General features: G+C 49.8%; 21 protein-coding genes, 2 tRNA genes and 1 other annotated feature. All 23 genes read right to left on the bottom strand.

Annotated elements, in window-relative coordinates:
- Window positions 1–11: 11 nt before the first annotated feature.
- A complete protein-coding gene (rplB, locus tag QBE55_07615; protein WZL77446.1) occupies window positions 12–842 on the bottom strand; it encodes a 50S ribosomal protein L2 in 831 nt (276 codons plus the stop codon).
- 17 nt (window positions 843–859) lie between these two features.
- Window positions 860–1,153 carry a 50S ribosomal protein L23 gene (rplW, locus tag QBE55_07610; GenBank protein WZL79892.1) on the bottom strand — a complete coding sequence of 98 codons (294 nt, stop codon included), beginning with the start codon at window positions 1,151–1,153 and terminating at the stop codon, window positions 860–862.
- Complete coding sequence (rplD, locus tag QBE55_07605; GenBank protein ID WZL77445.1) at window positions 1,153–1,776, bottom strand: 50S ribosomal protein L4; 624 nt, start codon at window positions 1,774–1,776, stop codon at window positions 1,153–1,155. The genes rplW and rplD overlap by 1 nt, the downstream gene beginning before the upstream one ends.
- Window positions 1,777–1,804: 28 nt before the next feature.
- Window positions 1,805–2,434 carry a 50S ribosomal protein L3 gene (gene rplC, locus QBE55_07600; GenBank protein ID WZL77444.1) on the bottom strand — a complete coding sequence of 210 codons (630 nt, stop codon included), beginning with the start codon at window positions 2,432–2,434 and terminating at the stop codon, window positions 1,805–1,807.
- A gap of 40 nt (window positions 2,435–2,474) precedes the next feature.
- Window positions 2,475–2,783 (bottom strand): 30S ribosomal protein S10, encoded by a 309-nt coding sequence (rpsJ, locus tag QBE55_07595; protein ID WZL77443.1) that lies wholly within the window; start codon window positions 2,781–2,783, stop codon window positions 2,475–2,477.
- A gap of 381 nt (window positions 2,784–3,164) precedes the next feature.
- A complete protein-coding gene (tuf, locus tag QBE55_07590) occupies window positions 3,165–4,376 on the bottom strand; it encodes an elongation factor Tu (GenBank protein ID WZL77442.1) in 1,212 nt (403 codons plus the stop codon).
- Between the two features lie 31 nt (window positions 4,377–4,407).
- On the bottom strand, window positions 4,408–6,474 hold the full coding sequence (fusA, locus tag QBE55_07585; GenBank protein ID WZL77441.1) for an elongation factor G: 2,067 nt from the start codon (window positions 6,472–6,474) through the stop codon (window positions 4,408–4,410).
- A gap of 80 nt (window positions 6,475–6,554) precedes the next feature.
- On the bottom strand, window positions 6,555–7,025 hold the full coding sequence (gene rpsG, locus QBE55_07580; GenBank protein ID WZL77440.1) for a 30S ribosomal protein S7: 471 nt from the start codon (window positions 7,023–7,025) through the stop codon (window positions 6,555–6,557).
- 39 nt (window positions 7,026–7,064) lie between these two features.
- A complete protein-coding gene (gene rpsL, locus QBE55_07575) occupies window positions 7,065–7,439 on the bottom strand; it encodes a 30S ribosomal protein S12 (GenBank protein WZL77439.1) in 375 nt (124 codons plus the stop codon).
- Window positions 7,440–7,491: 52 nt separating this feature from the next.
- Window positions 7,492–7,779, bottom strand: a complete 288-nt coding sequence (locus tag QBE55_07570) for a ribosomal L7Ae/L30e/S12e/Gadd45 family protein (protein WZL77438.1) — start codon at window positions 7,777–7,779, stop codon at window positions 7,492–7,494.
- 161 nt (window positions 7,780–7,940) lie between these two features.
- Window positions 7,941–11,522, bottom strand: coding sequence for a DNA-directed RNA polymerase subunit beta' (gene rpoC, locus QBE55_07565; GenBank protein WZL77437.1), 3,582 nt, complete (start codon window positions 11,520–11,522; stop codon window positions 7,941–7,943).
- 23 nt (window positions 11,523–11,545) lie between these two features.
- Complete coding sequence (gene rpoB, locus QBE55_07560) at window positions 11,546–15,322, bottom strand: DNA-directed RNA polymerase subunit beta (protein ID WZL77436.1); 3,777 nt, start codon at window positions 15,320–15,322, stop codon at window positions 11,546–11,548.
- 321 nt (window positions 15,323–15,643) lie between these two features.
- Window positions 15,644–16,015 (bottom strand): 50S ribosomal protein L7/L12, encoded by a 372-nt coding sequence (gene rplL, locus QBE55_07555; protein WZL77435.1) that lies wholly within the window; start codon window positions 16,013–16,015, stop codon window positions 15,644–15,646.
- A gap of 31 nt (window positions 16,016–16,046) precedes the next feature.
- Window positions 16,047–16,568, bottom strand: coding sequence for a 50S ribosomal protein L10 (rplJ, locus tag QBE55_07550; protein WZL77434.1), 522 nt, complete (start codon window positions 16,566–16,568; stop codon window positions 16,047–16,049).
- A 51-nt stretch (window positions 16,569–16,619) separates the two neighbouring features.
- Window positions 16,620–16,752, bottom strand: a sequence feature (ribosomal protein L10 leader region).
- Window positions 16,753–16,833: 81 nt separating this feature from the next.
- Window positions 16,834–17,523, bottom strand: coding sequence for a 50S ribosomal protein L1 (rplA, locus tag QBE55_07545; protein WZL77433.1), 690 nt, complete (start codon window positions 17,521–17,523; stop codon window positions 16,834–16,836).
- Between the two features lie 73 nt (window positions 17,524–17,596).
- On the bottom strand, window positions 17,597–18,022 hold the full coding sequence (rplK, locus tag QBE55_07540; protein WZL77432.1) for a 50S ribosomal protein L11: 426 nt from the start codon (window positions 18,020–18,022) through the stop codon (window positions 17,597–17,599).
- 43 nt (window positions 18,023–18,065) lie between these two features.
- Window positions 18,066–18,611 carry a transcription termination/antitermination protein NusG gene (nusG, locus tag QBE55_07535; GenBank protein WZL77431.1) on the bottom strand — a complete coding sequence of 182 codons (546 nt, stop codon included), beginning with the start codon at window positions 18,609–18,611 and terminating at the stop codon, window positions 18,066–18,068.
- Between the two features lie 43 nt (window positions 18,612–18,654).
- Entirely contained in the window at window positions 18,655–18,906 is a 252-nt protein-coding gene (gene secE / locus QBE55_07530; protein ID WZL77430.1) for a preprotein translocase subunit SecE, read from the bottom strand.
- A 32-nt stretch (window positions 18,907–18,938) separates the two neighbouring features.
- On the bottom strand, window positions 18,939–19,088 hold the full coding sequence (gene rpmG, locus QBE55_07525) for a 50S ribosomal protein L33 (GenBank protein ID WZL77429.1): 150 nt from the start codon (window positions 19,086–19,088) through the stop codon (window positions 18,939–18,941).
- A 303-nt stretch (window positions 19,089–19,391) separates the two neighbouring features.
- On the bottom strand, window positions 19,392–20,603 hold the full coding sequence (tuf, locus tag QBE55_07520) for an elongation factor Tu (GenBank protein WZL77428.1): 1,212 nt from the start codon (window positions 20,601–20,603) through the stop codon (window positions 19,392–19,394).
- An 86-nt stretch (window positions 20,604–20,689) separates the two neighbouring features.
- Window positions 20,690–20,765, bottom strand: a tRNA-Thr gene (locus QBE55_07515).
- Between the two features lie 108 nt (window positions 20,766–20,873).
- Window positions 20,874–20,947: transfer RNA gene (locus tag QBE55_07510), tRNA-Gly, on the bottom strand.
- 77 nt (window positions 20,948–21,024) lie between these two features.
- A complete protein-coding gene (sigH, locus tag QBE55_07505; protein ID WZL79891.1) occupies window positions 21,025–21,657 on the bottom strand; it encodes an RNA polymerase sporulation sigma factor SigH in 633 nt (210 codons plus the stop codon).
- Window positions 21,658–21,669: the final 12 nt, after the last annotated feature.

Raw genomic sequence — 21,669 nt, 5'->3', positions numbered from 1 at the left:
AACCAGATCCGTTATTTTGTTCTGCGTTTTATGATATATTGGTCGGACTTGTTCTTTTTCCTTCTGGTCTTATATCCCAACGTTGGTTTGCCCCAGGGGGTAACAGGAGAGGGCCTTCCGATGGGAGCTTTGCCTTCGCCGCCGCCGTGCGGATGATCCGATGGGTTCATAACGGAACCACGTACGGTCGGGCGAATCCCCATATGCCTTTTCTTGCCTGCTTTCCCGATGGTGATATTTTCATGTTCTGCGTTTCCCACCTGGCCGATCGTAGCCCGGCACTCGGAACGAACCATGCGTACTTCACCGGAAGGAAGCTTTACCTGAGCAAATTTCCCTTCCTTTGCGGTCAGCTGTGCCGCATTGCCTGCAGATCGGGTAAACTGCCCGCCTTTGCCGGCATGAAGCTCGATGTTGTGAATCACGGTACCCACCGGAATATTCTGAAGCGGCAATGCGTTTCCGATCCGGATATCCGCATCCTTGCCGGATACCACCGTATCCCCGACATGCAGCCCGTTGGGACTGAGGATGTATCGCTTTTCCCCGTCCGCATAGTGCAGCAATGCAATATTGGCGCTTCGGTTGGGATCGTACTCAATCCCTGCAACCTTTGCGGGAACCCCATCTTTATTGCGCTTAAAATCAATAATACGATATTTTCTCTTTGCTCCGCCGCCCTGATGACGGACGGTAATCCGTCCTGCATCATTTCTGCCGGCTTTCTCCTTCAGAGCTACCAAAAGTGCCTTTTCCGGCTGTGCTTTGGTAATTTCTTCAAAAGAAGAAACGGTCATATGCCTTCTGGCGGGGGAGGTTGGTTTATAATCTTTGATTGCCATCTTGTCTTACCTCCTTTTTAGGCCATTCCTTCGAAGAACTCAATTGCCTTGCTCTCGGCAGTCAGCGTAACAAAGGCTTTCTTAAAGGAAGGCTTCCTGCCGGTATGAACTCCCACACGCTTCATTTTGCCCTGCTGGCGAAGCGTGTTGACGTTTTTTACCTTTACTCCGAAAATGGTCTCAACTGCCTGCTTGATTTCCGTTTTATTGGATCTGGCATCCACAAGAAAGGTGTATTTCTTATCCGGTATGGAATCATAACTCTTTTCCGTCAATACCGGCCGTAGAATAATATCATGAGGAGCTTTCATCATGCATACACCTCCTCAACCATTTTTACGGCATCCTGCGTAATGATAAAGCGGTCATAATTCAAAATATCCAATACATTCAGTGTATTGACAAAACAAAGTTTCACATTGGGAAGATTGCGGGACGCTCTCTCCACGTTCTCGTCCCTGCCTGAAAGAACAAGGAGAGCCTTTCCCTCCGACTTCAGGTTTTTCAGAACCCGGACCATTTCCTTTGTCTTCGCCTGAGGAAGTGTCAGGGAATCCATCACCGTGATATTGTCTTCCTGCACTTTTGAGCTCAGTGCACATTTCATGGCAAGCCTTTTGATCTTTTTGGGAACCGTATAGCTGTAATCCCTTGGCTTGGGAGCAAATACAACACCGCCCTTTGTCCATATGGGAGAACGGCTGCTCCCGTGCCGGGCACGGCCGGTTCCCTTCTGCCTCCAGGGCTTGGCGCCGCCTCCCCTGACTTCTGCGCGGGTCAGGGTGGATTGGGTACCTTGCCTTTTATTGGCCAGTTGCATCCTGGTAACCTGATACAACGCATTTTTGTTGACTTCAATCCCGAAAATCGCATCCTTCAATTCGATATCGCCGACTGAAGTGCCTTCTATATTATATAAAGCTACTTTAGGCATAATCTTTCCTCCTTTCCGTTTAGATGTATTACCTCTTTACGGTATCCTTGATGGTCAGTAAAGTTCCCTTTGGGCCGGGAACGGCGCCTTTGATCAGCAGCAAATTGCGCTTTGCATCCACTTTGACAACTTCAAGGTTGGCAATGGTAACCCTGTCCCGCCCCATTCTGCCAGGCAGGTGCTTTGTCTTGAACACACGACTCGGTGAACTGCCCGGTCCAAGGGATCCGGGACGACGATGGTATCTGGATCCATGTGCCATGGGGCCCCTGTGCTGGTTCCATCTCTTGATGACACCGGCAAACCCCTTACCTTTTGTAATACCACTGACATCCACTTTCTCTCCCGCAGCGAAAACATCCGCTTTGATCTCATTGCCGACCTGGTAATCCTGTGCATTATCCAGTCTTATTTCCCTGAGATACCTTTTGTAGGGTGTGCTGTTCTTATCAAAATGTCCCTTCCTGGGCTGATTGACCAGGGTGGATCGAATATCATCAAATCCGATTTGAAGAGCACGATAACCATCTTTTTCCTGAGTTTTGACCTGAGTGACGACACAGGGACCGGCTTCCACTACGGTAACGGGTACCATCAGGCCTTTTTCTGTAAAGATCTGGGTCATGCCCAGTTTTTTACCTAGAATGGCTTTTTGCATTTCTTAAAACCTCCGTTCTGAAACTATAGTGTCCGAAGCTCTATAATTTGATTTCGATATCAACACCGGCCGGCAGATCCAATCGCATCAGGGAATCCACCGTTTTGGACGTTGGGCTTAAAATATCGATCAAACGCTTGTGTGTCCTCATTTCAAACTGCTCACGGGAATCCTTGTACTTGTGAGGAGCTCTTAAAACAGTGATCACTTCCTTATCTGTCGGCAATGGAACGGGACCGGAAACCTTTGCTCCGGTTTTCCTTGCAGTCTCAACAATCCTTTCTGCCGACTGATCAATCAAAGTGTGATCATAGGCCTTTAATTTAATTCTGATTTTTTGGCTTGCCAAAAAATTCCCCTCCTTTTACTCATAGCCGGACGCTTTTTCGTCCCGTCAAGTCAGAAGCAGGGCAATCCATCACCTTGTTACCACTTAACCACGTGTGCCATTTTCAACGAAAAAAAGAAAAGCACACAAAAGGAACAAGGCAGTTCGCCCGATTCAAACGGACTGGTCCATAAAAATTCCCCGACGCGATTTCATCGGCAACCTTTTACTTCATCCCTAGTGTCCTAATAATAACACAACCATTACATACTACAATAAAACTTACAGAAAAGCAAGTATTTTTTGAGTTTTTACAAACTCTGCAAAGCAGGCCCAACAGTGAAATACACTATCCCTTCCTGTTCCGGGAAAGGATAGTGTTGAATCTTCAAAGCCTTTCCACTATTCTTTTATGGAAGAAACAACGCCTGCGCCAACAGTCTTTCCACCTTCGCGAATGGCAAACCGCAGACCTTCCTCCATGGCAATGGGGGTAATCAGCTTTACGTCCATCGTTATATGATCCCCGGGCATGACCATTTCCACGCCCTCCGGCAGCTCAATGTCCCCGGTCACATCTGTCGTCCGGAAAAAGAACTGTGGGCGATAACCGTTGAAGAACGGGGTATGCCGTCCGCCTTCCTCCTTCTTCAATACGTAAACCTGTCCGCTGAACTCCGTGTGTGGATGAACCGTCCCGGGCTTGGCCAATACCTGCCCACGCTCCACTTCCTCCCTCTGAATGCCACGCAGCAGCACTCCGATATTGTCTCCGGCCTCTGCCTGATCCAGCACCTTCCGGAACATCTCGACCCCGGTAACCACTGTGGATTTGGCCTTGGGCTCCAGTCCCACAATCTCCACCGGATCGGAGATCTTTACCGTACCGCGCTCCACTCTCCCGGTCGCAACCGTTCCCCGTCCAGTAATGGTGAAGACATCCTCCACCGGCATCAAAAACGGCTTGTCATTGCTGCGCTTTGGTGTGGGGATATATTCGTCCACTGCATCCATCAGCTCAAATATCGACTTGCACCACGGATCCGTCTTCACATCCGCTCCGCTGTTGACTGCTTCCAGTGCCTTCAGGGCAGATCCTTTGATAATCGGTACGTCGTCCCCCGGAAAGTCATACTCTGTCAGCAAGTCACGCACTTCCAGCTCCACCAGCTCCAGAAGCTCCTCATCGTCCACCTGATCAATCTTGTTCAGATAGACAACGATGTTGGGCACTCCCACCTGCCGTGCCAGCAAAATATGCTCCCTTGTCTGCGGCATGGGGCCGTCTGCTGCGGATACCACCAGAATCGCTCCGTCCATCTGGGCAGCTCCTGTGATCATGTTCTTTACGTAGTCCGCATGCCCGGGACAGTCCACGTGGGCATAATGCCGTTTATCGGTCTCATACTCCACATGGGCGGTATTGATGGTTATTCCTCTTTCCTTCTCCTCCGGGGCTTTGTCAATCTCATCATATTTCGTGGCCTGTGCTTTTCCCAGCTTTGCCAGAATCGTTGTAATCGCTGCCGTCAAAGTGGTTTTGCCGTGGTCTACATGCCCGATTGTCCCAATATTGACATGGGGTTTTGTCCTCTCATATTTTGCCTTTGCCATGATTCATTTGTCCTCCTTATCGATCCATCTGTTACTTTGTAATAACTTTTTCCATAATATTCTTCGGAACTTCTTCATAATGGGACAGCTGCATGGTATAAACGCCGCGTCCCTGGGTCCTGGAGCGAAGATCGGTTGCATATCCAAACATTTCTGCCAAAGGCACCACTGAACGAATAATCTCTGCGCCCCGTTCGGGTTTCATGCCTTCTATCCTGCCCCGTCGGGAATTGATGTCTCCCATCACATCGCCCATATATTCCTCGGGTACTGTGACCTCCACATCCATCACCGGCTCCAGCAATACGGAACTTGCCTTTTTCAATGCGTCTTTCAGCGCCATGGAACCTGCAATCTTAAAAGCCATTTCGGAAGAGTCCACCTCATGATAGGAACCGTCCACAAGTGTGGCACGGATATCCACAACCGGGTAGCCTCCCAGGATACCGCTCTGCATTGCTTCCTGAATCCCATTGTCAGCCGGTTGGATATATTCCCTGGGAACCACACCGCCTACAATCTTGTTTACAAACTCATAGCCGGAACCGGGCTCCAAAGGCTCCACTTCCAGCACAACATGTCCATATTGGCCATGCCCGCCGGACTGCCGGACAAATCTTCCTTCGCTCCGGACGGGTTTGCGGATGGTTTCGCGGTAGGCCACCTGCGGCTTTCCCACGTTTGCTTCCACCTTGAACTCCCGAAGCAGACGGTCCACAATGATCTCCAGATGAAGCTCGCCCATGCCGGCGATAATAGTCTGTCCGGTCTCCTGATCCGTATAGGTCCGGAAAGTCGGATCCTCTTCTGCCAGCTTGGCAAAAGCAATGCCCATTTTTTCCTGCCCGGCCTTGGTTTTGGGCTCTATGGCAACCTGGATCACCGGATCCGGAAACTCCATGGACTCCAGGACCACCGGATTGTTTTCATCGCACAGGGTATCCCCGGTTGTCGTATTCTTCAGGCCAACCGCAGCCGCGATATCTCCGGCATACACTTTCTGAGTTTCTTCCCTGTGGTTCGCGTGCATTAACAGAATCCGGGCAACTCTCTCCCTTTTGCCCTTTACGGAATTATATACATAGGATCCGTTTTCCAGCGTTCCGGAATAAACCCGGAAGAAAGCCAGTTTCCCCACATAGGGATCCGTCATGATCTTAAATGCCAGCGCACTGAACGGTTCCTCATCCGAAGAATGCCGATCCACTTCTTCGTCCGAATCCGGCTTCTTTCCCTTTATGGACGGTACGTCCAGGGGAGAAGGAAGATACTCCACAATGGCATCCAAAAGCATCTGAACTCCCTTGTTCTTGTAAGAGGATCCACACACCACCGGAACCATCTTCAGTCCTATGGTTGCCTTGCGGATTGCCCTATGAATCTCATCAACCGTCAGTTCCTCGCCGTCGAGATATTTCATCATCAAGTCATCATCTGTCTCTGCGACAGCTTCAATCATTTTGGTACGATATTCCTTCGCCATATCCAGCATATCGTCCGGGATCGCAGATTCCTCACTGTGGGTTCCTAAATCATCTGTATAGTGATAGGCCTCCATATTGATCAGATCGATCACACCTGTAAAGTTGTCTTCCTTGCCGATAGGCAGCTGGATGGCAACCGGATTGGCCTGTAGCCGCTCATGAATCATATTGACGACACGCAGAAAGTCGGCGCCCATAATATCCATCTTGTTTACATACGCGATTTTTGGAACACCATATTTATCTGCCTGCCTCCATACCGTTTCGGATTGAGGCTCTACGCCTCCTTTGGCACAAAACACTGCTACTGAACCATCGAGGACGCGAAGAGAACGCTCCACTTCAACGGTAAAGTCAACGTGCCCTGGCGTATCAATAATGTTGATACGATGCCCCTTCCACTGTGTCGTAGTGGCGGCGGATGTAATCGTGATACCGCGCTCCTGCTCCTCTTCCATCCAGTCCATTGTCGCATTGCCGTCATGAACTTCGCCAAGCTTATGAACCCGTCCGGTGTAGAACAATATGCGCTCTGTTGTTGTTGTCTTACCGGCATCGATATGTGCCATGATACCGATATTCCTTGTCTTTTCCAATGAAAATTGCCTAGGCACTAAATTAGCCTCCTTTCAATTCATGCTAAATCCATTACCGTTCCCCAAATTCAGTTTCAGTCCGTTTTCTACCTGTTCTCTTACCACCTGTAATGGGCAAAAGCCTTGTTGGCTTCAGCCATCCTGTGGGTTTCTTCCTTCCTTCTCACTGCACTGCCTGAATTATTGGCGGCATCCATGATCTCGCCGGCCAGACGCTGTTTCATGGTCTTCTCCCCGCGGTTCCTTGCAAAGCTTACCAGCCATCGCAGTCCCAGGGTCTGACGTCTTTCCGGACGGACTTCCATGGGTACCTGATAGGTGGCACCGCCGACTCTCCTGGACTTTACTTCCAATACAGGCATAATATTATTCAATGCCTGCTCAAAAACTTCCATCGGATCCTTCCCTGCCTTTTCCTGGATCAGGTCAAAGGATTCATAGCAGATTTTCTGAGCCACACCGCGTTTCCCGTCCTGCATTACCTGATTAATCAGCTTCGTGACAACTTTATCGCCATAAATCGGATCAGGAAGTACTTCCCTCTTGGAAACATACCCCTTTCTTGGCATCCTATTCCCTCCTTAACACTCTATTTTCTCCAAAATCCATTACTTCTTTGGCCTTTTGGTACCATATTTGGATCGGGCCTTCATTCTATTTGCCACGCCGGCCGTATCCAAAGCACCGCGTACGATATGATAACGCACACCGGGCAGGTCCTTTACCCTGCCTCCGCGGATCAAAACAACAGAGTGCTCCTGCAGGTTATGTCCAATCCCCGGGATATAAGCGGTTACTTCCATTCCATGAGTCAAGCGGACTCTGGCAATTTTCCTCAAGGCAGAGTTTGGCTTTTTTGGAGTCGTTGTCTTAACGGCAGTACAAACTCCACGCTTCTGGGGCGACGCATTCAGCGCCGGAGCATCTGACTGGTAGGTTACCTTTTCTCTTCCTTTTCGTACCAATTGATTGATGGTAGGCATTCCTCCACCTCCTTTCAAAAATATCGTTCCTATAGCAAATTACATTTCGGAATCAACGGATGGGTACGGTTTCTTTCTTTTTGCCCGGCGCTTCCTTCCGGATCGCAGCTGTCGCAGCTCCCACCTGAATGCCACAGGCTTTTCCCAATTCCTTCATGGTGGCAATCTCCGTAACCGGAACATGGAATTCGCTGCAAAGATCCTTCATTTCGTTTACCACATAATTCTCCGCATCGCATGCCAGAAACACACGCTGTGCTTTTCCCTGCCGAATGGCTTTGGCGGTTTGTTTCCGCCCCACGACAGTCTGGGATGGGATAAATTTCAGATTATGCGGCATCCTTCCAACCTCCTGCGACAACACAAATGCCCAAAATAAGCGCACTTAATTATTTTAGCACTTACGGCCTGTTGCTGTCAATAAAAAAGGCGAAAAACAAGGAAAAAGAAGGCGGAACCATGAAGCAGGCAGAGCCTTGCTTTTTCCATGCGTCGACAGGATCAGGCTTCAACAAGATCCTTCTTCGAAGGGAGCTCCAGCTCAATGGCATCCGGAGCGTCTTCTGATCCGACTTTTTCATTTACAATTTCGATATTCCGGTAGCGTTTCATGCCGGTTCCCGCAGGAATCAGCTTTCCGATAATAACATTTTCCTTCAAGCCGGCCAATGGGTCATTCTTGCCTTTTATGGCCGCATCAGTCAGGACTCTTGTCGTTTCCTGGAACGAAGCGGCAGACAGGAAGGAATCCGTGGAAAGGGCGGATTTGGTAATACCGAGCAGAACTCTCTTCGCCTGGGCAGGCACGCCATCTTCCTTCATCACGCGCTCATTTTCCCGCTCGAAATCAAAAATATCAACCAGACTGCCGGGCAACAGGTCCGTATCCCCGGCATCCTCCACCCGGACTTTGTGCAGCATCTGCCGGATGATCACTTCAACATGGCGGTCATTGATATCCACACCCTGCAGCCGGTAAACCTTCTGCACCTCCTGCAGCAGATATGCCTGCACTCCCTTGATCCCCTTGATCTTCAGAATATCATGAGGATTGATGGAGCCTTCCGTCAATTCGTCTCCGGCCTCCACGACCTGTCCTTCCTCCACCTTGATGCGGGATCCATACGGTATCAGATAGGTCTTGGAATCGCCCTCGTCATCATTGATAATGGTGATTTCTCTCTTCTTTTTCTGTTCATTGACCGAAACCTTGCCGGACAATTCCGAGATAATGGCCAGGCCTTTTGGCTTCCTGGCTTCGAAAAGCTCCTCTACCCTGGGCAGGCCCTGCGTAATATCGTCTCCGGCAACGCCGCCGGTATGGAATGTTCTCATGGTCAGCTGGGTACCTGGTTCGCCAATGGACTGAGCGGCAATAATTCCGATTGCTTCGCCGACGTTGACCGGATCTCCGGTGGCCAGATTGCTGCCGTAACACTTTGCGCATACGCCGTGCTCAGCCCGGCAGGTCAGAACCGTCCGGATGCAGCACCGTGTAATGCCCGCTTCAATGATCCTGGAAGCAATCGCCGGCGTAACCAGATGGTTTGCTTCTACAATGACTTCACCCGTTTCCGGATGCACCACCGTTTCTGCAACATAACGTCCTGTGATGCGGTCGGAAAACGGCTCAATGATCTCATTGTCTTCCTTGATCTCACTGACCCATATGCCGCGGATCTTTTCCCCGGATTCCTCAAAGCAGTCCTCCGACTGGATAATCACATCCTGACTGACATCCACCAGACGACGGGTCAAATATCCGGAATCTGCGGTACGCAGTGCAGTATCCGCCAATCCCTTCCTGGCACCGTGGGTGGAAATGAAGAACTCCAGAACGGTGAGACCTTCCCGGAAATTTGCCCGGATCGGCAGTTCGATAATCTTGCCGGACGGATTGGCCATCAGTCCGCGCATCCCGGCCAGCTGACGGATCTGGTTGATGTTTCCACGGGCGCCGGAAGCCGCCATCATGTTCAGGGGATTGTATTCATTCCATGCGGATTTCAGAGCCCCAGTAACAGCGTCCGTCGTTTCATTCCAGGTGTCAATGACCCTTTCATAGCGCTCATCATTCGAAATCAAGCCACGACGGTACTGACGATGGATCTTCTGAACCTCTTCATCGGCTTTGGCAAGAAGTTCCTTTTTCTCTTTCGGGACGACCATGTCGGAAACACTGACAGTGAGAGCACTTTTGGTGCAATAATGAAACCCCAGTGCCTTTATTTTGTCCAGCATCCTGGAAGTCTCAGCTCCGCCAAATTTATGATAACATTTATCGATTATCCTTTGCAACATTCCCTTATTTACCGGCTTGTCAATTTCCGGCAAAAACATCTGATCCGGGTCGCTTCGATCCTGACAGCCCAAATCCTGCGGAATGGCTTCATTGAAAATAACGCGCCCGGGAGTGATATCAATCAGCCGGGAAACTTTTTCCCCGTCCACTTCCCGGAAGACCCGCATCTTCACTTTTGCATGCAGCCCTGCAATGCCTTCCTGGTATGCCATGATCACCTCATTGGTATCGCCAAATACCTTTCCTTCTCCCTTTTCCCCGGGCTTTTCGATGGTCAGATAATAACATCCGAAAATCATGTCCAGAGTGGGAGTAACAACCGGCCTGCCGTCCTGAGGCTTCAAGATGTTGTTGGCAGCCAGCATCAAAAACCTGGCTTCCGACTGTGCTTCCACGGAAAGCGGTACATGAACGGCCATCTGATCGCCGTCAAAGTCCGCATTGTATGCGGTGCATGCCAGAGGATGCAGTTTCAGCGCACGGCCTTCCACCAACACCGGTTCAAAGGCCTGAATACCGAGGCGGTGAAGAGTCGGGGCACGGTTCAGCAGAACGGGATGCTCCCTGATGACTTCTTCCACCACATCCCACACTTCCGGCCGGACTCTTTCGACCATACGCTTTGCACTCTTTATGTTATGAGCCAGGCCTTTTTCCACCAGACGCTTCATTACAAAGGGCTTGAACAACTCCAGGGCCATCTCCTTGGGAAGGCCGCACTGCGTCATCTTCAGATCCGGGCCGACCACAATAACGGACCGTCCGGAATAATCCACCCGTTTTCCCAGCAGATTCTGCCGGAATCGTCCCTGTTTGCCCTTCAGCATATCGCTGAGGGATTTCAGGGGCCGGTTTCCGGGGCCGGTAACGGGGCGTCCTCTTCGCCCGTTGTCAATCAGGGCATCCACTGCCTCCTGCAGCATACGCTTTTCATTGCGGACAATGATATCCGGCGCTCCCAGATCCAGCAGCCGTTTCAACCGGTTGTTGCGATTGATGATTCGCCGGTAAAGGTCATTCAGATCCGAGGTGGCAAAACGGCCGCCGTCCAGCTGAACCATGGGGCGCAGCTCCGGCGGAATAACCGGTACGGCATCCAGAATCATATATTCCGGGCGATTGCCTGATTTCTTGAAGGACTCCACAACCTCCAGCCGTTTTACAATCCGGATCCTCTTCTGTCCGGTGGAATTCTTCAGGTCCGAGCGAAGCTCTTCGGACATGGCATTCAGATCAATTTCCTTGAGCAGCTCCTTGATTGCCTCTGCTCCCATGCCGCAACGGAAACTGTCGCCGTATTTATCGAGGTTTTCCCGGTATTCCTTCTCATTTAAGACAAGCTTTTTTGACAAAGGAGTATCTCCGGGATCCAGAACGACATAAGAAGCAAAATACAGGATCTTCTCCAGGGATCGGGGGGACATATCCAGTATCAAACCCATCCTGCTGGGGATTCCCTTAAAATACCAGATGTGCGATACCGGAGCCGCCAGCTCAATATGACCCATCCGCTCCCGACGCACCTTGGAACGGGTTACCTCTACACCGCATCGGTCACAGATGATTCCCTTATAACGGATCCTCTTGTATTTCCCGCAATGGCACTCCCAGTCCTTTTGGGGACCAAATATTTTTTCACAGAACAATCCATCCTTTTCGGGCTTCAAGGTACGATAATTGATGGTTTCCGGCTTCTTCACCTCGCCCCTGGACCACTCCCGGATTTTATCCGGAGACGCCAGGCCTATCTGAATGGAACTCAAATTATTCAGCTCGAACAAGGGCTATCTCTCCCTTCTTTATGTTATTCATCATCGTCATCCAGGTTGATATCCTCCAGAAGGTCATCCGATTCGTCGGAATCATCGGAATCATCGGAATCATCGGAATCGTCGGAATCATCGGAATCATCGGGTTCGTCCGCAGCATCGTCTTCGTCCATGCCCGGAATGGCTGCAATATTGTCCAGGTCCAGATCCAGCTCATCGTCTTCGTATTCCTCCGACTCTTCTTCCGGAGTCTGTTCCTCACGTCCCTCGATATTGATATCCAGATCATCCACATCATCGTCGTCGGATTCCTTCATGACGATCTCTTCGTTTTTATCGCTCAGCACCTTTACATCAAGGGCCAGGCTCTGCAGTTCCTTGATCAGGACCTTGAAAGCCTCCGGAGCTCCGGGCTCCGGGATATTTTCGCCTTTCACGATCGCCTCATAGGTCTTGACCCTGCCAACCACATCATCGGATTTCACCGTCAGGATCTCCTGCAGGGTATGGGCTGCGCCATACGCTTCCAGGGCCCAGACTTCCATCTCACCGAAACGCTGCCCGCCGAACTGTGCCTTGCCCCCCAGCGGCTGCTGCGTTACCAGCGAATAAGGTCCGGTGGAACGTGCGTGAATCTTGTCGTCCACCAGGTGAGCCAGCTTCAGGAAATACATATATCCTACCGTTACCGGGCTGTCAAAAGCTTCCCCGGTACGTCCGTCATAAACCGTGAGCTTTCCGTCACGGTTGATATTGGCTTTTTCCAGAGTATCCATAATATCAATCTCGGATGCTCCGTCAAAAACCGGAGTGGCAATATGCCATCCCAGCTCTTTTGCAGCCAGGCCCAGATGCACTTCCAGCACCTGGCCGATATTCATACGGGAAGGAACCCCGAGCGGATTCAGGCAGATTTCAAGAGGCGTCCCGTCCGGCAGGAAGGGCATATCCTCCTCCGGAAGCACCCGGGAAATCACGCCCTTGTTCCCATGGCGCCCGGACATTTTATCTCCAACGGATATTTTTCTCTTTTGCGCGATATAGCAGCGAACCAACTGATTGACACCAGGGGGTAGTTCATCGCCGTTCTCCCGCAGAAAAACCTTCACATCCACAATGATGCCGCTTTCCCCGTGGGGTACCTTCAGGGAAGTATCCCGAACCTCGCGGGCCTTTTCCCCAAAAATAGCACGGAGCAAACGTTCCTCTGCCGTCAGCTCAGTCTCCCCCTTGGGGGTTACCTTGCCCACCAGGATGTTTCCGGCCCGCACCTCTGCGCCAATCCGAATAATGCCCCGCTCATCCAGATCCTTCAATGCTTCTTCCCCCACATTGGGGATATCCCGTGTGATTTCCTCGGGGCCCAGCTTGGTATCCCGGGCATCCGATTCATATTCCTCAATATGGATGGAGGTAAAGACATCGTTTCGAACCAGCTTTTCACTGATCAGGACGGCGTCTTCATAGTTATAACCCTCCCAGCTCATAAAGCCGATCAGCACATTGCGGCCCAGCGCAACCTCTCCCTCATCGGTGGAGGGGCCGTCAACGATGATCTGTCCTTTCGAAACCCGCTCGCCTTCGGAAACAATCGGCCTCTGATTCATGCAGGTTCCCTGGTTGGATCGTTTGAACTTCAATAATTTATAGCGGTATTCCCGGCCGTCGTCCCCCTTGATCCGAACATAATCGGCATCCACTTTCCGGACTACGCCGGCTTCCTTCGCCAAAATCACAACGCCGGAATCCCTGGCTGCCTTATACTCCATACCGGTGCCCACAATGGGAGCTTCCGGCTTGATCAAGGGAACGGCCTGCCGCTGCATGTTGGATCCCATCAAAGCACGGTTGGCATCGTCATTTTCCAGGAAGGGAATCATTGCCGTGGCCACAGAAACCAACTGCTTCGGTGATACGTCCATATAGTCCACCTGGTCCCGGGGGACCTCAAAAATATCCTCACGAAGCCTCACCATAACACGCTCGTTGATGAAGCGCCCTTCCTCGTCCAGGGCTTCATTGCCCTGAGCAATGATGTATTCGTCCTCTTCATCTGCCGTGAGATACACAATCTCATCCGTAACAACGTTTTTATCATGATCCACCCTGCGATAAGGCGCTTCAATAAAACCGTATTCATTGATTCTCGCATAGGTGCTCAGAGAACCAATCAAACCGATATTGGGACCTTCCGGGGTCTCAATGGGGCACATGCGGCTGTAGTGGGAATAGTGCACGTCACGCACTTCAAATCCGGCCCGATCCCGGCTCAGGCCACCGGGTCCCAGAGCACTCAGCCTTCTCTTATGGGTCAGCTCAGCCAGGGGATTGGTCTGATCCATAAACTGAGACAGCTGGCTGCTCCCGAAAAACTCCTTGATGGCAGCGGAAACCGGACGAATATTGATCAGGGCCTGCGGCGTGATCACATCCACATCCTGAATCGTCATCCTTTCCTTCACAACCCGCTCCATTCTTGACAATCCAATCCGGAACTGGTTCTGAAGCAGCTCCCCGACAGAGCGAAGCCTCCTGTTCCCGAGATGGTCGATATCGTCCACATGTCCGATCCCATCGGATAAATGAAGATTATAACTGATGGAAGCAACAATATCATCAATCAGGATATGCTTTGGCATCAGTTTGTCGTGAGAACTTTTTAATTCTTCCTTCAGATCCTCCTCACTCAGATCCTTCTCCAGAATGGCCTGGAATTCCGGAAAATACACCCTATCCGTGATGCCCGCCTCCAGCGGATTAAAATCCAGATAACTTCCGGCATCGACAAAGTGATTGCCAAGAATCTTTGCCGTTTTTCCATTGTCCATCTGAAGTAAAACGGCATTTACCCCTGCATTCTGAATGGATTCTGCTGTCTTCCGGGTAATCTTTTCCCCGGGCTCTGCCAGAACCTCTCCGGTGGTCGGGTTCACAACCTGCTCTGCCATGCGCTGTCCGGAAATCCGGGCTGCCAGAGACAACTTCTTGTTGAACTTATACCGGCCCACCCGGGCCAGATCGTAGCGCTTTGGATCAAAAAACAGGGACCGGATCAACTGACTGGCGCTATCCACCGTGGGAGGCTCTCCGGGCCGGAGACGCTTATAGACTTCCAGAAGCCCTTCTTCCACAGAATTGGTATTATCACTGTCAATGGTGGCGGAAAGGATCTCATCTTCCCCCAGAAGATCCTTGATCTGAGCATCCGTTCCATACCCCAGTGCCCTCAGGAGAATGGTGACATTGATTTTCCGGGTACGGTCCACACGTACGGATAATACATCATTGGAATCGGTTTCGTACTCCAGCCATGCGCCCCGGTTTGGTATGACTGTGGCGGAATACAGCTTTTTGCCTGTTTTATCCACCTGCTCGGCATAATAGACGCTGGGCGAGCGAACCAGCTGGCTGACGATGACACGTTCTGCCCCATTGATAATGAAGGTGCCCTGGTCGGTCATAATCGGAAAGTCTCCCATAAATACTTCCTGTTCCTTTACTTCACCGGTTTCCCGGTTGATTAACCGGACACGTACCTTGAGAGATTTGGAATACGTTACATCCCTTTCCTTACACTCATCCACAGAGTATTTGGGATCATCATCCAAATAGTAATCCACGAATTCCAGAATAAGATTCTCGGAATAGTCTGAGATGGGAGATATATCATCGAAAACCTCCTGGAGCCCCTTTTCGAGAAACCATTTGTATGAGTTTTTTTGCACCTCAATTAGATTTGGCATATCCAGAACCTCATCGATCTTGGAATAACTCATCCTGGTTCTCTTTCCTAACTGAACTGGATGCAGCATGCACATCTCACCCCTTTAGATTTTATAACACCAAAAACAACCGCAAAACAATGGCTATTTGGCAATTTAAGTAATAGGGCATTAATATTTATTATACCCTTGCATTTTATCCTTTATTCAGTATAGAATAGAGATAAGAAAGAATAGCATAGGGTTGTCTACTAAAAACTATTAATGCAATTTACAATCTTATCATAGGATTGCCAGATTGTCAATGGTGATGTTTTTGCTTTCTACGGAAAATCCGTAGAAAAATAAGGAACTCTTTCTTCCTGTAAAGAGCTCCTTATTTTATTCCGATAACGGTTATCCGATCATACCTTACTTGATTTCTACTTTCGCACCGACTTCATCGAATTTTGCCTTGATGGACTCCGCTTCCTCTTTAGAAACGCCTTCCTTGACTGCCTTTGGAGCAGCATCCACGAGATCCTTCGCATCTTTCAGGCCAAGTCCGGTGATTTCGCGGGCTACCTTGATGACTTTGATCTTCTGATCGCCGATCTCCGACAGAACTACATCAAACTCTGTCTTTTCCTCTTCCTGCTGGCCTGCGCCACCGGCGGGAGCTGCTGCAACAGCGACCGGAGCGGAAGCGCTCACACCAAATTCATCTTCCAGAGCCTTTACCAGTTCGGAAAGCTCCAAAACAGTCATACCTTTTATCGCATCCAACATTTCCTGTTGATTCATTCTGAAATCCTCCTGTTTCTTTTCATAATTTTTATGCTTCTTTCTTTTCCTTCACTGCGTTCAATGCATAGACCAGGGAACGAATCGTACCGCTCAATACGGTAACCAGACCGCTGACCGGAGCATTCATGCTGCGCAGCATTCTGGCAAGCAATTCTTCTCTGGACGGCAACTCTGCCAATGTTTTGATCTCATCAACGCTGATCACCTTGCCATCCACCAGGCCGACCTTGAATTCCATCTTGTTTAGCTTTTCCATATTTTTGGACAAAATCTTGGCAGGAGCCACCGGATCCTCCGTTCCAAAGGCAATTGCCGTCTGTCCTTTCAGATACGGGATCAGGTCCTCCATATGCAGCTGTCTGGCCGCAATTTGCATCAGAGTATTCTTGTAAACCTTATAGTGCACTCCGTTCTCACGGAATTCTTTTCGGAGCTCGGTCACTTCTTCAACGGTCAGTCCTTTATAATCTATCAGCACTGCACTGCTGGATCCTGAAAGATTTTCCTTTATTTCCTCTATGGTTTTCGCCTTTTCCTCTCTGGCAGGCATAAGAAAACACCTCCTTTCCTGTTTGGATATGGCTGATTCTTATCACGGAAAGGTCATATTTGAAATGCCCTCTCGCCAAAGGCAAGAGGGCAGTATCTTCAAAATACATTCCCTTACCTCGGCAGGCTGATTGGTTTAAGCTTCAAGAAGCGCCTGCTGTCTACGATAAGACCATGCTTCCATCCTATTCAAATTTCATGCAACATTATAGCGCAGCAACCGCTTGCTGTCAAGCGTTTCCTGCTGATAGCCGGTTCCTGATGAATCAAAACTTTGCAGCATTCAGCCGGATCCCGGGACCCATAGTGCTGGAAAGGACTGCACTGCGCAGATAAGTTCCCTTGGAAGCCGCCGGCTTTGCCTTGATGATGGCATCCATGAGAGTCTGCAGATTTTCAGAAAGCTTCTGTGTGCCAAAGGATTTCTTTCCAATGGGTACATGAATGATTGCTGCCTTGTCCAGACGATACTCGACCTTACCAGCTTTGATATCGTGAATGGCCTTGGCAACATCTGTGGTTACGGTACCGGATTTGGGATTCGGCATCAGGCCCTTGGGCCCCAATATACGTCCGAGACGTCCCACCTTGCTCATCATATCCGGTGTAGCCACGCATACGTCAAATCCAAACCAGTTTTCATTCTGAATCTTTGCGGTCATATCCTCAGCGCCTACAAAATCAGCGCCGGCTTCCTCAGCTTCCCTGGCCTTTTCCCCTTTGGCAAAAACCAGAACCTTAACCACTTTTCCGGTGCCATGAGGCAATACAACCGCGCCGCGGACCTGCTGATCCGCATGCTTGGGATCCACTCCCAACTTGATGGAAATCTCAACTGTCTCATCAAAATTTGCTCTGGAAGTCTGCTGTACCAACTCCAAAGCTTCTTCCGGATCGTATAAACGGGAACGATCCACAAGTTTCATGCTTTCCTGATATTTCTTACCATGTTTCATCGTGATTCCTCCTTGTGGTCCTAACGGGCACTCCAGATTACCCTGCCACTTTCTCATTTCACAGAAGATGGGGTTATTCCTCAACCGTGACGCCCATACTGCGGGCAGTTCCTGAAACCATTTTCATCGCAGCTTCCAGACTGGCAGCATTCAGATCAGGCATCTTTGTTTCCGCGATTTCCTGAACCTGCTTTTTGGTTATTTTTGCAACCTTGTTTTCATTGGGGCGGTCGGAAGCCTTGTCAATCCCGCATGCCTTCTTGATCAGAACGGCAGCAGGAGGGGTTTTCGTAATAAATGTAAAGGATCTGTCCTGATAAACCGTAATTACAACAGGTATGATCATACCTGCCTGCTTTGCGGTCCGTGCATTGAATTCCTTGCAGAAGCCCATGATATTCACGCCGTACTGTCCCAGAGCAGGGCCTACCGGTGGTGCAGGTGTTGCCTTGCCGGCGGGAATCTGCAGCTTGACATAGCCGGTAATCTTTTTCGCCATTGGTACACACCTCCTTTTTCGAAATTAAAACAACGTAATAGCGTTAAATTTTTTGTATCTGATTATACTCCAACTCAACAGGGGTATCCCTGCCGAACATGGATACCAATACCCTGACCTTTTGTTTCTCCGGAAATATCTCCTCAATGGAACCGATAAAGTTCTCCAGGGGGCCTTTTGTGACACGCACATTGTCGCCAATCTCCGCATCCAGCCGAATCGGAATATTTTCCACTCCCATAGAGCGCACTTCATCATCGGACAGTGGAACCGGCTTGGATCCCGGCCCGACAAACCCGGTCACGCCCCTCGTATTGCGTATGACATACCAGGAATCATCCGTAATGATCATCTTGATCATGACATACCCGGGAAATATCTTGCGCATGACGGCTTTTCGCTTGCCGTCCTTTTCTTCTATCTGTTCTTCCATGGGAACCTTGATCTCAAAAATCAAATCCTGCAGGCCGCGGTTTTCCACCGCCTTCTCCAGGTTGGCTTTCACCTTGTTCTCATATCCGGAATAAGTGTGAATCACATACCATCTGCCTTGTGGATTTTCTTTTTCTGTTTCAGATATTTCAGACATAAAACCAAAGGTTCAGGTTTTCTCCTGACCTTCTCCTCCTTCTTTAAGTAATCAGTTTAAGAAGTGACCCCAGGCCTAAATCAATCAGACCTACAGCAGCGGCAAAAACTACAATGAAAACCAAAACAACTGCTGTGGAATTGATCAGCTCCTTTCGGGTCGGCCAGCTGACCTTCTTCAGTTCAGAAGCAACTCCCCTGAAATATTTCCGGATGCGGAGCCACATGCTTCCCTTTTTTGCAACCTGCTTTTTTTTAACGTCCTTCTCTTTCCTGGCTTCTTTCTTTTTCCCCATCTCTCTCACATCCTTATCCCCCGAGTGGTGACCTATCTCGTTTCTTTATGGAGGGTATGCGTCCCGCAGAATTTACAGTATTTTCTCATTTCCAGTCGATCCGGGTTATTCTTCTTATTTTTCATGGTGTTGTAGTTACGCTGTTTGCATTCGGTACAAGCCATAGTAACCTTCACTCTCATTGTCCACACCTCGCTTCAGTATCCGGCATCCATCCGTTGTTCCTTTCTTATGGAATTTCTCATGGCAAAGGGCTGAAAAATACCTGACTTCGCAATTATCCTGACACCATAATCATTTCCAGCGGACTGCAAAAACGGTAAAAAAGACCTTTCATCGTAACCATTATACCTATATAATTTACCATATCTCAAAACAACTGTCAACCAGGATATTTCTTCCGAAAAAATAAGCAAGGGGAAACACCCCTTACTTATCCCTATTCCCATTTTTCTATTGGAATCTTATTGGATTCCCTGCCTCATTTATTCTTTTATGGAAGAAACAACGCCTGCGCCAACAGTCTTTCCACCTTCGCGAATGGCAAACCGCAGACCTTCCTCCATGGCAATGGGGGTAATCAGCTTTACGTTCATCGTTATATGATCCCCGGGCATGACCATTTCCACGCCCTCCGGCAGCTCAATGTCCCCGGTCACATCTGTCGTCCGGAAAAAGAACTGTGGGCGATAACCATTGAAGAACGGGGTATGCCGTCCGCCTTCCTCCTTCTTCAATACGTAAACCTGTCCGCTGAACTCCGTGTGTGGATGAACCGTCCCGGGCTTGGCCAATACCTGCCCGCGCTCCACTTCCTCCCTCTGAATGCCACGCAGCAGCACTCCGATATTGTCTCCGGCCTCTGCCTGATCCAGCACCTTCCGGAACATCTCGACCCCGGTAACCACTGTGGATTTGGCCTTGGGCTCCAGTCCCACAATCTCCACCGGATCAGAGATCTTTACCGTACCGCGCTCCACTCTCCCGGTCGCAACCGTTCCCCGTCCAGTAATGGTGAAGACATCCTCCACCGGCATCAAAAATGGCTTGTCATTGCTGCGCTTTGGTGTGGGGATATATTCGTCCACTGCATCCATCAGCTCAAATATCGACTTGCACCACGGATCCGTCTTCACATCCGCTCCGCTGTTGACTGCTTCCAGTGCCTTCAGGGCAGATCCCTTGATAATCGGTACGTCGTCCCCCGGAAAGTCATACTCTGTCAGCAAGTCACGCACTTCCAGCTCCACCAGCTCCAGAAGCTCCTCATCGTCCACCTGATCAATCTTGTTCAGATAAACAACGATGTTGGGCACTCCCACCTGCCGTGCCAGCAAAATATGCTCCCTTGTCTGCGGCATGGGGCCGTCTGCTGCGGATACCACCAGAATCGCTCCGTCCATCTGGGCAGCTCCTGTGATCATGTTCTTTACGTAGTCCGCATGCCCGGGACAGTCCACGTGGGCATAATGCCGTTTATCGGTCTCATACTCCACATGGGCGGTATTGATGGTAATTCCTCTTTCCTTCTCCTCCGGGGCTTTGTCAATCTCATCATATTTCGTGGCCTGTGCTTTTCCCAGCTTTGCCAGAATCGTTGTAATCGCTGCCGTCAAAGTGGTTTTGCCGTGGTCTACATGCCCGATTGTCCCAATATTGACATGGGGTTTTGTCCTCTCATATTTTGCCTTTGCCATGATTCATTTGTCCTCCTTTGTTTGATCCATGAAAATCCGTAAGTGGTCTGTACAACTTATCCTGGTGTTTCATGAACGAATTCATTTGGAGCCCACGATCGGATTTGAACCGATGACCTCCGCCTTACCATGGCGGCGCTCTACCTGCTGAGCTACATGGGCACTTTAAGATTGAAAGTTGGAAATCAGAAGGTGGAATCCAGTCCGCCGCTTTACGGTTTCTCTAAAACAGATCCTGACACCAGGCTTCTGACATTCCAGTCTTCCTTATGGAGCGGGTGATGGGAATCGAACCCACGCAGCCAGCTTGGGAAGCTGGAACTCTGCCATTGAGCTACACCCGCATTGCCTGTCACAAAACCATTTACTATTTTAATCCCGGGCACTTCATTTGTCAATGATATTTTTATTTATTTCTTTTTCAGTCCTTGCTCTTCAAATAACGTTCCAATTTACGCTTAACACGCTGCAATGCGTTATCAATGGATTTCACGTGACGATCCAGATCCGTGGCGATTTCCTGATAGGACTTCCCTTCCAGATAGGAAGACAAAACCTCCCATTCCAGATCACTAAGCAGCTCACTGATCTTGGATTCAATGCTGCTGAAATCCTCCTGACTGATAATAAGCTCCTCCGGATCCGATATCCGCGTGCCGGACAATACATCCAGCAGGGTCCGGTCCGACTCATCATCATAAATAGGCTTATTCAAAGATACATAGGAATTCAGGGGGATATGCTTCTGACGGGTAGCCGTCTTGATCGCAGTAATAATCTGACGGGTAATGCAAAGCTCGGCAAAGGCGCGGAAGGAAGACAGCTTGTCCGCCTGAAAATCCCGGATGGCTTTATATAATCCGATCATTCCTTCCTGAATGATATCCTCCCGATCCGCTCCGATCAAAAAATAAGAGCGCGCCTTGGCACGTACAAAATTGCGGTATTTCTTAATCAGATATTCCAGGGCTTCCTCCTCACCGGCTCTGGCATACTCCACCACCTGTTCATCGGGCATTTCAGAATAATGATCGTAAGGATCTCTCCATATCATAACTTCCACCCG

This window comes from Eubacteriales bacterium mix99 (assembly GCA_038396605.1).
Classification (GTDB): domain Bacteria; phylum Bacillota; class Clostridia; order Caldicoprobacterales; family DTU083; genus UBA4874.
The sequence above is the reverse complement of the archived record's forward strand: the minus strand, read 5'-3'. Positions and strand labels throughout refer to the sequence as shown.